The organism is Nonomuraea zeae (genome assembly GCF_005889725.1).
Classification (GTDB): domain Bacteria; phylum Actinomycetota; class Actinomycetes; order Streptosporangiales; family Streptosporangiaceae; genus Nonomuraea; species Nonomuraea zeae.
On the sequence record NZ_VCKX01000043.1, the window covers coordinates 1 to 14,406 of the forward strand.

The following is a 14,406-nucleotide window of genomic DNA, read 5'->3' on the forward strand; positions in this document are numbered from 1 at the left end:
GCGGCGGCGCGGGGGTCGGTGGGGGGCAGGGCCGCAAGGCGTTCCAGGATCTCGTAGTCGTCGCGCCCGTTGGCCGTCTGTACGTACGCCCACAGCTCGTTGGCGCACCCGTGGCGCAGCAGGCACGCGCGCACCTGCACCTCCAGCTCGTCCCGCTCCCTGCGGATCTCCGGGGACTCCGAGCGCAGCAGCAGCGGGCCGGTGTACGCCCGCGCCAGCGCGCTCGAGTCGTTGGCCGACAGGTGCCGCCGCAGCTCCAGGAAGTCGGCCTCGATCGGGCACGTCAGCCGGTACGGCTTCGCCGCGATCGCGTCCCCGAGCTGGGCCCGCAGGCGGTGGATCTCGGCCCTGATGGTCACGGGGTTGCCGTCGTCCCCGTAGAGGTGGAACGAGAGCTGCTCGGCCGTCAGCCCGTGCGGGTGCAGGGCCAGGAGGGCGAGGATCTCCGCGTGCCTGAGCGACAGAGGCCGTTCGCGATCACCGAAGCTGGCCGTGGGCGTCCCTTCGCCGAGGAACGTCAGGGTCAGGGTCGAGGGGGTGGCGGACGGCGTCGGGCGCAGGAGGAAGCCGTCGGAGAACGGCTCCAGCAAGGCCACGGTCCCGTCGCGGAGGATCATGCGCTGGCCGGGGAAGTGCATCTGGCCGCCGAGGTGGACGCGGTCGCCGAGGCTGCCCGACGGGTCGCCCGAGATCACGCGGCCGGTGGGCGAGAGCAGGACGCCGGGCCGGCGGGCGGACTCGAAGTGGCGGCGCAGGTGCTGGTCGCGCTCGTGCATGCGGACGGCGAGCTGGGTCTCCGCGAGCTTGGCCGTGGCGGCGACCAGGGCGACGGTGGCCGGGTGCAGGCTCCTGGCGGTGCCGCTGACGTCGACGCAGCCGATGACCCGGCCCGAGTCCGGGTCGGTGATCGGGGCGGCGCTGCACGACCACACGTGCAGCACGCGCAAGAGGTGCTCTTCCGAGTAGACGTGCGTGGGCCGGCCCATCGCGAGGGCGGTGCCGATGCCGTTGGTGCCCACCTTGTGCTCGGACCACTGGTGGCCATCGGCCAGGCCGACCTGGTCGGCGCGGCGCAGGGTCGTCTTGCCGCCCTCCCGCCACAGAATACGGCCATCACCGTCCGTCACGATCATGATGTTGCCGGTCTCGTGGGCCAGGCCGGAGAGGGTCTGGGTGAGCAGCGGCAGCAGGGGCTGCAGCGGATGAGCGTGGCGAATGTCCTTGATATGGGCAGGGTCCCAAACCAAAGGGGCGCTGTTACCCTCCGGGTCGATGCCCGCCTCCAGGGAGCGGCGCCAGGAGGCGATGATCAAACGGCGGGGAGATTTCGGCCATACCCGACCTGTCGTTGCGGCTTCGTGTGCTCCGCGTAGAAGGCGGGAGTACGCGTCGAGGCGGGCGTAACTCATCGGTCACTCCAAGTAGTCAACTAGAGCATCCGTCGTGCGAGCGCTGAGCGCAACCCGTTCAGGGGGATTGCGGAGGGTGATTGAATGAACGCAACGTGTGTGCAACGTTAGCCGGGCTAGCGTTCCGGCTCAACGCGTCGGCGTGGTGCGGCCGCTCCGTCCGACGTGATGGCCGGGTCTCGGACACTGGAGGGGGGCCGAGATCCGGCCAAAATCATCGGCCGCGGCGCCGTCCGGCCGGTCAAGGCCGGGTCAAGCCAGCACAGGATTCGGTCAAGTGTGGCACTGCCGAGACGGACCGGGACAGTGAATGACTGTGCCCGGACGGCTCTGTGCGGCGGACTGGACGGGCCTGGGCAGCGGACGGGGACAAGAGATGACAACGCAGGACAGGGACCCGAGGGGAAACATGGGGACGCCGCCAGTACATGACGCCGCCCAAACACCGTAGGCTCGTGGCAGTCAAGAACGCGGAGCCACGAGGAGCGCACGACGGTGAACCCAGGGGATGTCAACCTGCAGCAGCTGCTGGAGCAGGCACAGCTCATGCAGCAGCAGCTTGTGAGCGCCCAGCAGGAGCTCAACGACGCGCAGATCGAGGGCTCGTCAGGCGGTGGCCTGGTCACGGCGGTCGTGAACGGCTCCGGCGAGCTGCTCGAGCTCAAGATCGACCCGAGCGTGATCGACGCCGGCGACGCGCAGGACACCGCGGAGACGATCGCCGACCTGGTGATCGCGGCTGTCCGCGACGCCGTGCGCGCGGCCGCCGATCTGCAGCAGGAAAAGCTCGGCCCGCTGGCCCAGGGGTTGGGTGGCGGCGGTCTCGGACAGCTGCCAGGGTTCTAGGCATGTACGAAGGGGTCGTCCAGAACCTGATCGACGAGCTGGGCCTGCTGCCCGGCGTCGGTCCCAAGAGCGCGCAGCGGATCGCGTTCCACCTGCTGGCGGCCGATCCGGCCGACGTCAAGCGGCTGGCGCACGCACTGCTCGAGGTCAAGGAGAAGGTCCGGTTCTGCCGGGTCTGCGGAAACGTCGCCTCCGAGGAGGAGTGCCGCATCTGCCGCGACCCCCGCCGCGACACGCATGTGATCTGCGTGGTCGAGGAGTCGAAGGACGTCGTGGCGATCGAGAAGACGCGCGAGTTCCGCGGCACCTACCACGTGCTCGGCGGCGCGATCAGCCCGATCGACGGCGTCGGCCCCGATGACCTGCGCATTCGTGAGCTCATGACGCGGCTGGCCGACGGCCGCATCACCGAGCTCATCCTCGCCACAGACCCCAATCTCGAGGGGGAGGCGACGGCTACCTATCTAGCCCGTCTGGTCAAGCCGATGGGTGTGAAAGTGACACGACTGGCCAGCGGTCTGCCTGTGGGCGGTGACCTCGAATACGCCGACGAGGTGACCTTGGGCCGCGCGTTCGAAGGACGGAGGCTGCTGGATGTCTGACCAGTGGAGCGCGCTGGCGGAAGAGATCGCCGGGCACGCACAGAACTACGTGGACGGCCTGACCAGGGTCGCCAGCGGCGAGGGCGGCGACGCCATCTGGTCGCTGCTGCTGGTCGAGGTCGCGCAGATGAGCCTGGCCGGGGCCAAGCTCGGCGCGAACAGGGACGTCATCCTCGCGGGCAACTACGAGCCGCCGATGAGCGAGGACCCCGACATCGACGGCGTGCGCACGGCGCTGTCGGAGCTGCTCGAGGCGGTCGACGACTACGCCGAGGTGTTCGACCCGTACAAGGACACCGGGGTCACCCCCTACCGGCTGTCGGACGACCTGACCGCGGTCGCCGCCGACCTCATCCACGGCCTGCGCCACTATCACGCGGGCCGCCCGCACGAGGCGCTGTGGTGGTGGCAATACTCCTACTTCAACACCTGGGGCAACCACGCGGGCGCCGCGATGCGCGCGCTGCAGGCCCTGGCCGCCCACTCGCGCCTCGACGTGGCGGAGGAAGCGACCACGGTCTGACGCGGCCCACGGCCATCACGGCCCGGCGGCCGTCCGCAGCCGTCACGGCCCGGCGGCCGTCCACATAGTGGTCGGGCCCAGCAGTCTCATGAGAGGCCCCCAGTAGACTGGCAGCTCACAGTCCAAACCGGGAGACTCTCGTGGCGCTCGTTGTGCAAAAGTACGGTGGTTCGTCCGTCGCCGACGCGTCCTGCATCAAGCGGGTCGCGCAGCGGATCGTCGCGACGAAAAAAGCCGGCAACGACGTGGTCGTGATCGTCTCAGCGATGGGCGACACGACGGACGAGCTGCTTGATCTGGCCGAGCAGGTGTCGCCGCTGCCTCCGGGGCGCGAGCTCGACATGCTGCTGACCTCGGGCGAGCGCATCTCGATGGCCCTGCTGGCGATGGCGATCGCCAATCTCGGCCACGAGGCTCGCTCGTTCACCGGCTCGCAGGCGGGTGTGATCACCGACTCCACGCACGGCAAGGCGCGCATCATCGACGTGACGCCCAGCCGCATCCGTGAGGCGGTCGACCAGGGCCACATCGCGATCGTGGCCGGGTTCCAGGGTGTCTCGCAGGACACCAAGGACATCACCACGCTGGGCCGCGGTGGCTCCGACACCACGGCGGTGGCACTGGCGGCGGCGCTCGACGCCGACGTGTGCGAGATCTACACCGACGTCGACGGCATCTTCACCGCGGACCCGCGCATCGTGCCCGCGGCCCGCCAGATCCCCAAGATCTCTTATGACGAGATGATGGAGATGGCGGCCTGCGGCGCCAAGATCCTGCATCTCCGCTGTGTCGAATACGCTCGGCGCTTCAACCTGCCGATCCACGTACGCAGCTCGTTCAGCACCAGGGAAGGCACGTGGGTCGTCTCCGACCCTTACACCGAAGGAACCGAGATGGAGCAGCCGATCATCTCCGGCGTCGCACACGACCGGAGCGAGGCCAAGATCACTGTTGTCGGTGTCCCCGACAAGGTCGGCGAGGCTGCCTCGATCTTCAAAACGCTGGCCGACGCCGAGATCAACATCGACATGATCGTGCAGAACGTCTCGGCCGCGGCCACGGGCCGCACGGACATCTCCTTCACGCTGCCGACGGCCGACAGCCCGACGGCCCTGGCGGCGCTGAAGAAGATCCAGGGAGAAATCGCCTACGAGTCGGTGCTCTTCGACGACCAGATCGGGAAGGTGTCGCTGATCGGCGCGGGCATGCGCTCGCACCCCGGCGTCACGGCGACGTTCTTCGCGGCCCTCGCCGACGCGGGGGTCAACATCGAGATGATCTCCACCTCGGAGATCCGCATCTCAGTGATCGTCGGGCAGGACGGTGTCGACGCGGCCGTGGCGGCCGCCCACCGTGCCTTCGATCTCGACGCCGACCAGGTCGAAGCCGTGGTGTATGGAGGTTCAGGACGATGAGCAGCAGGCCGAATCTTGCCCTGATCGGGGCCACCGGTGCCGTGGGCACCGTCATGCGGGACATCGTCTCGACGCGGGCGGACATCTGGGGCGAGATCCGTCTCGTCGCCTCGCCGCGCTCGGCGGGCAAGGTGCTGTCCGTACGCGGTGAGGACGTCGTCGTCCAGGCGCTCGCGCCCGAGGTCTTCGACGGCATCGACATCGCGATCTTCGACGTGCCCGACGAGGTGTCGGCCGTGTGGGTGCCGATCGCGGCCGAGCGTGGCGCCATCGCGGTCGACAAGTCCGGCACGTTCCGGATGGAGCCCGACGTCCCGCTGGTCGTGCCCGAGGTCAACCCGCTCGACGCGCGCAACAGGCCGCGCAACATCATCTCGACCCCCAACTGCACGACGCTGTCGATGATGGCCGCCATCGGCGCGCTGCACGCCGAATACACGCTCACCGAGCTGGTCGTCGCCTCCTACCAGGCGGTGTCCGGCGCGGGCGTGGCAGGCTCGGCGCGGCTCTACGACGAGATCGAGGCGCTGGCCGGCGACCGTTCGATCGGTCAGGCCGTCGGCGACGTGCGCAAGGTGCTGGCGAACAAGCTGCCGGACGAGTCGCCGTTCCCGGCGCCCGTGGCGTTCAACGTGGTGCCGTGGGCCGGCTCCTACAAGGACGGCGGCTGGGCCTCCGAGGAGCTCAAGCTCCGCAACGAGTCCCGCAAGATCCTCGGCATCCCCGATCTCAAGGTCTCCGCGACCTGCGTACGCGTGCCGGTGGTCACGACACACTCGCTGGCCGTGCACGCGCGCTTCGAGCGCGAGATCACGGTCGCGGACGCGCACCGCGTCCTGGAGGCGGCGCCGACGGTGGTCCTGGTGGACGACCCGGCCAACGGGGTGTTCCCGACGCCTCTCGACGTGGTGGGCACCGACCCGACCTACGTGGGCCGTGTCCGTCAGGCGATCGACTTCCCCAACACGCTCGACCTGTTCGTGTGCGGTGACAACCTGCGCAAGGGTGCGGCGCTCAACGCGGCGGAGATCGCCGAGCTGGTCGCCACCGAGCTCTGACCGTGCTCTGAACACCGTGCTGTGAACCCGCGGTGCAGTCAGGCTGCCGAATGGTGGCCGGTGATGGTGTGGACGCCGTGCGTCTCGTGCGGCGTCCTCGTCATTTCCCGGCGAGGAGGCCGTGGCCCTGTCACCGGAACAGGATGTCCCAGTGGTCGCTCTCGTCAGCGAAGATGGTGCCCGAGCCCGAGCGGTAGAGGGCGGCTCCGTCGCTACGGACACCCGCCTTGTCGTGGTGCTTCGTGATGTAGTGGTCGATGCACCGGTTGTGGGTGATGTCGAGCTTGTAGCCGTTGCCGTGGCTGTACTGGCCCGGCGCGTGCCCCTCCTCGGTGCCTCCCGTGACCATGATCGGGCAGCGGCTGTCGCGCTTCAGCTCGATCATGCCGGCGATGGTGCCGGTCCGCACCGAGTCGAGCGAGGTGCAGTGGTGCATGTGCTTGCTCGTGCAGTTGCCGCTCGACTTCGTCCGCAGCCCGGCGCTCCTCAGCCAGCCGCTGGCGGTGGCGTGGGACAGCTGGATGGCGGCCTGCCTGGGCATGACCCGCGTCAGATCGACCTGTGCGCGCTTGTGCGCCGCGTGGCGCCGCGCATGGGGCATGACCGCCACACCGGTACGTACGGCGCTCCTCCGGGCCTTTGACGCCTCTGGCCGGGCCTTCGGCTTCGCGCGGACCACGGCCTTGGACGGCGCGGCCGCGACGGGCGCCTCGACGGGCCCTGCGTCGTTGGTGTCCGGCTCGAAAGGCCGCGCGTGCGCCTCGTCCGGCTCGAAGTGCCGTGCGTGCGCCTCGAAGGGCCGAGCATGGACGGCGTGCGGCTCGAAGGGCCGAGCATGGACGGCGTGCGGCTCGAAGGGCCGAGCATGGACGGCGTGCGGCTCGAAGGGCCGAGCGTGCACGGCGTGCGGCTCGAAGGGTCGTGCGTGCACGGTGTGTGGACGGTCGGAGCCGGCCCAGCCGTCGTACGAGTCCTCGTCGGTGTGATCCCACCGTGGCCGGACGACCGGCCAGTCGCGCGTGTCCTCCAGGCGGTCCGCGGGCATCATGAGCCGCTCGAACCCCCAGGGGCCGAACACCGCAGGTGCCATCGGGTACGCGTCCGAGATGGCCGCTGCCAGGTCCGCACGCCCGGAGAGCGCCGGCCCGTCCCCCCATCCGGGAAAACCGGTCTCGTACTGACCGCTCGACGCCGGCTGCCCTTCGGGGAAGGTAGCGGCTGAGGCGGCCGAGGCCAGCGCGATTATGGTGATCTCAATGCCGAGGAGCGCGACTACGATGAGGCGCACTGTTCCACGTATCCACATGTCGATGCCTTTTCGCGGAAATAGCCCTTCCGCCTGAAACGACAATCCCACCTTTCACAGGAGATAACTCATGCCGCAGGGTCAACTTTGCCTTGTGGCGGTGATCACCGTGCGGCTCCATGACCTAACGCGGCATCACGACGTAAAGTGACGAACGTGTCCGAAGCCCGAAACCGTGGATCGGAGAGCACCCGAGAGGTCATCGTCGAGACGGCTTTGCGACTTTTCCGGGAGCGCGGCTTCGACGCGACCACGATGCGTGCCATCGCGGCCGAGGCCGGAGTGTCCGTGGGTAACGCCTACTACTACTTCGAGGGCAAGGAGGCGTTGATCCAGGCGTACTACGACCGTGCCCAGGCCGAGCACGAGCAGGTGTGCAGGGAGTTCCTGGCCAGGGAGTCGTCGTTCGCCGCGCGGCTGAGCGGGGTGTTGCGCGAATGGGTGCGCGTTTCCGAGCCGTACCACGAGTTCGCCGTGAAGTTCTACAAGCACGCGGCCGAGCCGACGAACCCGCTGAGCCCGTTCAGCGCCCAGTCGTCGCCCGCCCGCGAAGCCTCCATCGCCATCTACCGCGAGGTCGTCGAGGGCTCGCGCGACCGGATGAACGCCGAGCTGCGCGAGGAGCTGCCCGAGCTGCTCTGGCTGCTGTCCATGGGCATGGTCCTGTTCTGGGTGCACGACACCTCGCCGGGCTGCGCGCGCACGTACCGGCTGATCGAGGTCACGGTGCCGCTGGTGGACCGGCTGGTGGGGCTGTCGCACCTGCCGGGGCTGCGCGGGATCACCAAGGACTTCATCGCGGCCGTGCACGAATTGAGGGCGTAGGCGCCGGGCCTGGCCGGCGGACTCGGGTGGCCCGCGAGCTAGCGGGAACATACCGCCCGGTTGGTATGGTCGCCTCATCGACGAACAAGCCGGAGGGCCGCGTATGACTCAGAACTGGGGCATGACGATCCCCTTCTCCGACCGCTCGCTCGCCAGGTCGCAGGAGCTGATCGCGGAGCTGCCCGGGCTCGGATACACCGACGCCTGGTCGGCCGAGGTCAACGGCGCCGACGGGTTCGTCCCGCTGGCGCTGGCGGCGCAGTGGGCGCCGGGGATCAGGCTGGGCAGCGCCATCGTGCCCGTCTCGACCCGCGGGCCCGGGCTGCTGGCCATGTCCGCGGCCACGCTGGCCGACCTCGCACCCGAGCGGTTCGTGCTGGGCATCGGCTCGTCCTCGCCCGCGATCGTCGAGCGGTGGAACGCCGGCACGTTCGACAAGCCGTACGCGCGCACCCGCGACACGCTGCGCTTCCTGAAGAAGGCGCTGGCGGGGGAGAAGGTCTCGGAGGCGTACGAGACGTTCGAGATCAAGGGCTTCAAGCTGGAGCGGGCGCCGAAGATCCCGCCGAAGATCGTGCTGGCCGCGCTGCGGCCGAGGATGCTGCGCCTGGCCGCCGCCGAGGCCGACGGCGCGATCACGAACTGGCTATCGCCGGAGGACGTACGGCAGGTCAGGGCCGAGATCGGCCCGGACACCGAGCTGATCGCCCGCCTGTTCGTGTGCGTGAGCGAGGACGCCGACCGGGTGCGCGAGCTGGCCAGGTGGATGCTGGCCAGCTACCTGACGGTCCCGGTGTACGCCGCCTTCCACGACTGGCTCGGGCGCGGCGAGGTGCTGCGGCCCATGCACGAGGCGTGGGCGGCCCGCGACCGGCAGGCGGCGCTCAAGGCGATCCCGGACGAGGTGGTCGACGCCCTGATCGTGCACGGTGACGCGGCCACCTGCCGGGCCAGGATTCAGCAGTACGTGGACAACGGGCTCGACACGCCCGTACTCGCCCCGATCCCGGTCGGGGACGTCCCCATCGAGCAGGCCGTGCGGGAGCTGGCTCCCCGGGCGTAAGGAGGCTGCCATGGACGACTTACTGAGGCTGGACGCGGTCGGGCAGGCGCAGGCGGTGAAGGACGGCCTGGTGTCGGCGCGCGAGCTGACCGAGGCCGCGATCGCCGCCATCGAGGCCCGCGACGGCGAGCTGAACGCGGTCATCTTCCGCCGGTTCGAGCGCGCGCTGGCCGAGATCGACGACCTCCCCGCGGACGCGCCCTTCCGCGGCGTGCCGATCCTGCTCAAGGATCTCGGCTGGCGGCAGGCGGGCGAGCCGTACAGCGCGGGCTCGAACGTCCGCGACGGTTTGACGGACGCCGCGGACGGCTATGGCGTGGTGCGGCTGCGCGCGGCCGGATTCGTCGTGCTGGGGCGGACGAACACGCCCGAGTTCGGCAGCACGATCACCACGGAGCCGGTGGCCTTCGGGCCGACGCGCAACCCGTACGACCTGGCGTACTCGGCGGGCGGGTCGAGCGGCGGCTCGGCGGCGGCGGTGGCGGCGGGGCTGGTCGCGCTGGCCACCGCCAGCGACGGCGGCGGGTCGATCCGCATCCCCGCGTCCATGTGCGGCCTGGTGGGTCTCAAGCCGTCGCGCGGCCGCGTGAGCCTGGGCCCGGCCATGGGGGAGGGCTGGAACGGGTTCTCGTGCCCGGGGTTCGTCAGCAGAAGCGTCCGGGACACGGCGGCGGCGCTCGACGTCGTCTCCGGCTACCACCCCGGCGACCCCTACGACGCGCCCGCGCTGCCCGGTCGGCTGGCGCTGGAAGCGGGGGCGGATCCCGGGCGGCTGCGGATCGGCTTCCTGACCGCGCACCCCCGTGGCGACGTGCCGGAGGCGCACGCGCCGGCCGAGGCCGTCACCAGGACCGCCGCGCTGCTGGCGGAGCTCGGCCACGACGTCGCGCCCGGCGGGCCCGAGGCGCTCGGGGAGCCGGACTTCACCCGGCACTTCGGCGCGATCGTGGCCGACAACCTGGCCGCGCAGGTCGTCTCCCTGGGCGAGCTCCGCGGCGAGCCCGTTCGGCCGGAGGAGCTGGAGCCCCGCAACGCCGCCATGGCCGCCGCCGGGCGCGGGCACAGCGCGGCCGACCACATCCTGGCCACGCAGTGGGTGGACGGGTTCCGCCGCCGCATGGTCGCGTGGTGGAGCGCGGGGCACGACCTGCTGCTGATGCCCTCGCTGGGGGTGGAGCCGTTCCCGCTCGGCTGGATCCCGCCGGGGGACCTCAGCATCGCGCTCGGCCGGACCGCGCACGCCGTGGCCTTCACCTCGCCGATCAACGCGACCGGGCAGCCGGCGATCTCGCTGCCCACGCACAGGACGGAGGCGGGGCTGCCGGTGGGCGTTCAGCTTGTGGCCGCGCCCGGCAGGGAGGACGTACTGATCAGGGTGGCGGCGCAGATCGAGCAGGCCAGGCCGTTCGAGCACCGGGCGATGGGCTGATCGCCAGGAACTCGTGGCGGTGGCGACGCGTTATGTCGTGAGAAGTCGGGGGTAGGGGGATTCTCATGATGGCGAAGGCAGCACGGGCAGCGGCGGCGTGGCGCACGTACCGCGAGGTGACCAAGCCTGGATCGCCTGGCTTGATGACCAGGGTGCGGGCGATCCCGCGGATGGTCGGCGCGGTCATGCGCGGCCAGTACGCGGGCATGGGCAAGAGCAATCTGGCCCTGCTCGGGCTGGGCGTGGTCTACATCCTGTCGCCGATCGACGTCGTGCCCGACTTCCTCGTGCTGATCGGGGTGGCCGACGACTTCGGCGTGTTCCTGTGGCTGGCCGCCTCGCTGCTCGGCGAGAGCGGCCGCTACGTCCAGCACGAGCGCAGCATCATCCAGGGCAGGGCCGAAGGACTGGAAGAGGCCTAGCCGCCCCCGCCGGGGCGGCCTAGATCTCCTCCATCCGCAGCCAGGCGCGCGAGGGCAGCGGGTGCCCGAACAGGCGGGCGGCGTTGCCGTAGGCGACCCTGGCGATGTCGGCGGGCGGGAGCGTGCCGAGGTTGCGCGCCACCGACTTCTGGGTGTCCGGCCAGGTCGAGTCGGAGTGCGGATAGCCGCTCTCCTGCAGCACGTGGTCGAGGCCGACCGCGAGCCGCACCCCCGACAGGGCGTGGTCGTCGAGCGTGCCGAAGAAGAAGTTGCGGCGCAGCACCTCGCTGGGCTTGAGCCCGCCCTCCCACGACGCCTCGCTGGCGACCGGGTGGTCGAGGGCGTAGTCGGCGCGCTCGGCCAGCATGGGCAGCCAGCCCACGCCGCCCTCCACGATCAGGATGCGCAGCGCGGGGAAGCGCAGCGGCAGCCCCGACCAGAGCCAGTCGGCGCAGGCGAACATGGCGCTGGTCGGCATCAGCGTGGTGATGGCCTCGATGGGCGTGTCGGGCGATGGCACGGGAGACCAGGACGAGTCGCCGGTGTGCAGCGCGACCACCGTGCCGGTCTCCTCGCAGGCGGCGAAGAACGGGTCCCAGTGGCCCGAGTGGATCGACGGCAGCCGGAGCCGGGTCGGGAACTCGGGGAAGACGACGGCCTTGAAGCCTCTGGCGGCGTTGGCGCGGATCTCCTTGGCGGCGACGTCGGGATCGGGCAGCCACGGGAGCTGCAGGCCGACGATCCGCTCGGGGTAGGTGCCCGCCCAGACGTCGATGTGCCAGTCGTTCCAGGCTTTGACGAGGGCCAGGCCGAGCTCCTGGTCTCGGGTCCTGGCGAACGGCATGCCCGACTGCCCGGCCAGCATGCCGGGGAAGCAGAGCGCGGCCCAGATGCCCGCGACGTCCATGTCCTGGATGCGGGCCTCGATGTCGTGGCAGCCGGGGCGCATCTGCTCGAACCTGACCGGCTCGAGCGTCCACTGCTCGCGAGGCAGCCCGGCGCCCACGTCGATGCCGGCGCACGGGTAGGTGGCCCCGCCGTAGCGCCAGACCTGGTGACCCGCCTCCGTCTCCACGACCTTGGGCGCGACCTCGGCATATTTCTCCGGCAACCGGCCTTCGAAGAGGTCAGGCGGCTCGATCAGGTGATCGTCGGCGGAAATGATCACGTAGTCGCGCCGCCTCGGATCCGGGTCGGGGAGCAGCGGCGTAGTCACGCGAGTAACCGTACGACGGCGGGATAACGTCGAACAAGCTGCGACGTATCCGTTGGGTATCCGAGACTCTGCGACCCGGGACCGCCGGGAGGGGGATGTGGCGATCCCGGGTATAGCAGGGGCCCGCTCGCCGAGGGGTGGTGCCCAACGCGGACCCGGGGCCCCACTACCCCTCCCGCGGCGGGTTAGTCAGGAGATGTCCACGAAGTTCGCCGATCGCTTCCGGCGAAAGCCGGAGGACATCTGTGACGTACCTCTCGATGGAGGCGTGCCGCTCCGCGAGGTCTGTCAGGAAGAACCGCATGGCCTCGGCGGGGGCCAGGCCGAACCCCGGCCACAGCGGTGCGTCCGGATGCCGTCTCCGCCAGTCGCTGATGAACCGGTCGGTGGCCAGCCCGGTGAGCGCGTAGTCGGCCACGATGTCGTCCTCGCCCACGCCCGCCAGGGACAGGGTCAGCGCGATGAGCACCCCGGTGCGGTCCTTGCCCGCCGCGCAGTGGATGACGACGGGCGCGTTGTCGGCCCGCGCGATCGTCTCCAGGGCGGTCCTGAGGTTCTCGACGCCGTCCTCGGTGACCTCCAGGTAGCGGTCGGCCAGGTATCGGGCGACGCCTGCCTGCTCGTCGAAGGCGGCGACCTCCCACCTCCGCCCCTCGATGGGCAGGTTCTGGTAGAACTGCCCCTCGCTCTCCGGGACCCGTCCGGCCTTCTCCACCTCGTACGGATGGCGTAGATCGATGACGCTGCGCACGCGCAGCGCGCGGAAGGCCGGCAGGTCGTCCCCGGCCAGCCAGCCCAGTGAGTCGGCCCGGTAGAGCCGCTGCCACTGGACGGTCCGCCCGTCCCTGGTGGCATATCCACCTACGTCGCGAAAATTACACAGGTTCGTGAACTCAATGTGGCGGAGCACGCTCAATACCTTAATTGGCGGCGGTCTCGGCCTCTTCTGCCACGACTGCGCCGGAAGACTCCTGCGCCCTGCGCTCGGCCACCTCGCGCCGGATCAGCAGGATCCAGCCGGCGATCGCGATCCCGATGAACAGCCACCACTGGACGCCGTAGGCCAGGTTGAGCCCGCCTCCGGAGCCGACGTCGGGCGCGGGCACGGGCTCGGGCGCTGCAGCGGGCTTGGGCTGCTGCTCGGTCAGCTCGACGTATCCCCCCACGAGCTGGTACGGGAGCCCTTCGCCGATCTTCGCGGGATTGATGAGCAGGACCTGGCCGGCCGGGAGCCCGGATCGCTCGCGGATGCCGCTGGACTCCTCGGTCTCGCTCGGGCGTAGCCGCCCGGTGACAGTTACCTGTCCAGTGGGCGCGGGAGGCACCTCGGGCGCAGTGTCGGCGGTGGCGCCCGCCTTGACCCAGCCCCTGTTGACGATCACGGCCGTGCCGGGGCCGGTGACCAAGGGGGTCAGCACGTAGTAGCCGGGCATCCCCGCCTGGGGGCGGCGGCGTACGAGGAGGGCGTGGGACGGGTCGTACGTGCCGGCCACCGTCACGGTACGGAACCGGTCGTCCTGCCGGACCTGCTGCCCGGGAGCCGCCAGCCGGTCCAGCGGCACCGGCGCGGCCTCGATGTTCGAGGTGACCCGGTCGCTGTTGGCGGAGCGCTCTTCGAACCGCCCGAACTGCCACCGCCCGAGGAACACGAAAGCGGGGATGACCAGCAGCACCACCACGTGCAGCGCGAGCCATCGGGGAGTCAGCAGGAACCGGTACACGCCTTCAAGGGTAGGCACCGACCCCCGTGCTCCTTCACGCGCCCGGCCTGCTCAGGCGCTCCTGAGCTCGGCGCCGTCGCCCGGCACCGGGGTGACCTCGCGCGGCCCCGGCACGTCGTGGCCGTCCGCGCAGCGGAAGTGCTGCTCGATGGGGGCTCCGCAGTCGCGGTGGGTGAGCAGCACGGGCGGCCCCTCCTCGCCCGACAGGTGTTTGTCGCCCCAGTGCATGAGCGCGACCAGCAGCGGATAGAGGTCGCGGCCCTTCTCGGTGAGCCGGTATTCGTCGCGCTGGCGCTGGCCCGGCTCGCGATAGGGCACCTTGCGCAGCAGCCCTTCGTCGACCAGCCGGGCCAGGCGCGCGCTGAGCACCTGGCGGGGGGCACCGGTGATCGCCTGCATGTCGGCGAACCGCCGCACGCCGCTGAACGCCTCGCGCAGCACGAGGAAGGTCCACTTCTCCCCGACGATGTCCAGGGTGCGCTCGATCGAGCAGTTGGTCACCCGGAAGGGAACGCTCATCCCTTCATTATACCTGAGTTCGATTGACAGACTCAGGGGCTGCGAGGCACGC

At 70.3% G+C, this 14,406-nt stretch carries 15 protein-coding genes; 9 read left to right on the forward strand and 6 right to left on the reverse strand.

The annotated features are described in order from the left end of the window. A partial coding sequence (locus ETD85_RS16305) for a GAF domain-containing protein (protein WP_206058346.1) occupies positions 1-1,313 on the reverse strand: 1,313 nt, incomplete at its 3' end. A 591-nt stretch (positions 1,314-1,904) separates the two neighbouring features. Between ETD85_RS16305 and ETD85_RS16310 the strand changes: the two genes are divergently transcribed. The 5 genes from ETD85_RS16310 to ETD85_RS16330 all read left to right on the forward strand — a co-directional run bounded on the left by ETD85_RS16310 (position 1,905) and on the right by ETD85_RS16330 (position 5,853). Continuing rightward, positions 1,905-2,255 (forward strand): YbaB/EbfC family nucleoid-associated protein, encoded by a 351-nt coding sequence (locus ETD85_RS16310; RefSeq protein WP_206058347.1) that lies wholly within the window; start codon positions 1,905-1,907, stop codon positions 2,253-2,255. 2 nt (positions 2,256-2,257) lie between these two features. Beyond that, positions 2,258-2,857 carry a recombination mediator RecR gene (gene recR / locus ETD85_RS16315; protein ID WP_138690556.1) on the forward strand — a complete coding sequence of 200 codons (600 nt, stop codon included), beginning with the start codon at positions 2,258-2,260 and terminating at the stop codon, positions 2,855-2,857. Beyond that, positions 2,850-3,380: a DUF5063 domain-containing protein gene (locus tag ETD85_RS16320; RefSeq protein WP_138690557.1), complete on the forward strand. Its 531-nt coding sequence runs from the start codon at positions 2,850-2,852 to the stop codon at positions 3,378-3,380. Before recR ends, ETD85_RS16320 begins: the two co-directional genes overlap by 8 nt. Positions 3,381-3,520: 140 nt before the next feature. Next, positions 3,521-4,795: an aspartate kinase gene (locus tag ETD85_RS16325; protein ID WP_138690558.1), complete on the forward strand. Its 1,275-nt coding sequence runs from the start codon at positions 3,521-3,523 to the stop codon at positions 4,793-4,795. Continuing rightward, positions 4,792-5,853 carry an aspartate-semialdehyde dehydrogenase gene (locus ETD85_RS16330; RefSeq protein WP_138690559.1) on the forward strand — a complete coding sequence of 354 codons (1,062 nt, stop codon included), beginning with the start codon at positions 4,792-4,794 and terminating at the stop codon, positions 5,851-5,853. Before ETD85_RS16325 ends, ETD85_RS16330 begins: the two co-directional genes overlap by 4 nt. 130 nt (positions 5,854-5,983) lie before the next feature. On the opposite strand, the gene ETD85_RS16335 is transcribed toward ETD85_RS16330, so the two are convergent. Next, positions 5,984-7,141, reverse strand: coding sequence for a hypothetical protein (locus tag ETD85_RS16335; RefSeq protein ID WP_138690560.1), 1,158 nt, complete (start codon positions 7,139-7,141; stop codon positions 5,984-5,986). 174 nt (positions 7,142-7,315) lie between these two features. On the opposite strand from ETD85_RS16335, the gene ETD85_RS16340 reads away from it, so the two are divergent. The 4 genes from ETD85_RS16340 to ETD85_RS16355 all read left to right on the forward strand — a co-directional run bounded on the left by ETD85_RS16340 (position 7,316) and on the right by ETD85_RS16355 (position 10,898). Beyond that, positions 7,316-7,984: a TetR/AcrR family transcriptional regulator gene (locus ETD85_RS16340; RefSeq protein ID WP_138690561.1), complete on the forward strand. Its 669-nt coding sequence runs from the start codon at positions 7,316-7,318 to the stop codon at positions 7,982-7,984. Positions 7,985-8,087: 103 nt separating this feature from the next. Beyond that, entirely contained in the window at positions 8,088-9,047 is a 960-nt protein-coding gene (locus tag ETD85_RS16345; protein WP_138690562.1) for an LLM class F420-dependent oxidoreductase, read from the forward strand. Between the two features lie 10 nt (positions 9,048-9,057). Beyond that, positions 9,058-10,476 (forward strand): amidase, encoded by a 1,419-nt coding sequence (locus ETD85_RS16350; protein ID WP_138690563.1) that lies wholly within the window; start codon positions 9,058-9,060, stop codon positions 10,474-10,476. A 143-nt stretch (positions 10,477-10,619) separates the two neighbouring features. Further along, the gene (locus ETD85_RS16355) at positions 10,620-10,898 is read left to right on the forward strand and encodes a YkvA family protein (RefSeq protein ID WP_240779181.1); all 279 of its coding nucleotides are present in this window, start codon (positions 10,620-10,622) and stop codon (positions 10,896-10,898) included. A gap of 19 nt (positions 10,899-10,917) precedes the next feature. Here ETD85_RS16355 and ETD85_RS16360 read toward each other — a convergent pair whose 3' ends face one another. From ETD85_RS16360 to ETD85_RS16375, 4 genes are all read right to left on the reverse strand, one after another. Then, positions 10,918-12,114, reverse strand: a complete 1,197-nt coding sequence (locus tag ETD85_RS16360) for an amidohydrolase family protein (protein ID WP_138690564.1) — start codon at positions 12,112-12,114, stop codon at positions 10,918-10,920. Between the two features lie 166 nt (positions 12,115-12,280). Continuing rightward, entirely contained in the window at positions 12,281-13,024 is a 744-nt protein-coding gene (locus tag ETD85_RS16365; protein WP_138690565.1) for a tyrosine-protein phosphatase, read from the reverse strand. Positions 13,025-13,034: 10 nt separating this feature from the next. Then, on the reverse strand, positions 13,035-13,853 hold the full coding sequence (locus ETD85_RS16370) for an SURF1 family cytochrome oxidase biogenesis protein (RefSeq protein WP_240779182.1): 819 nt from the start codon (positions 13,851-13,853) through the stop codon (positions 13,035-13,037). A 33-nt stretch (positions 13,854-13,886) separates the two neighbouring features. After that, positions 13,887-14,354, reverse strand: coding sequence for a winged helix-turn-helix transcriptional regulator (locus ETD85_RS16375; protein WP_138690566.1), 468 nt, complete (start codon positions 14,352-14,354; stop codon positions 13,887-13,889). Positions 14,355-14,406: the final 52 nt, after the last annotated feature.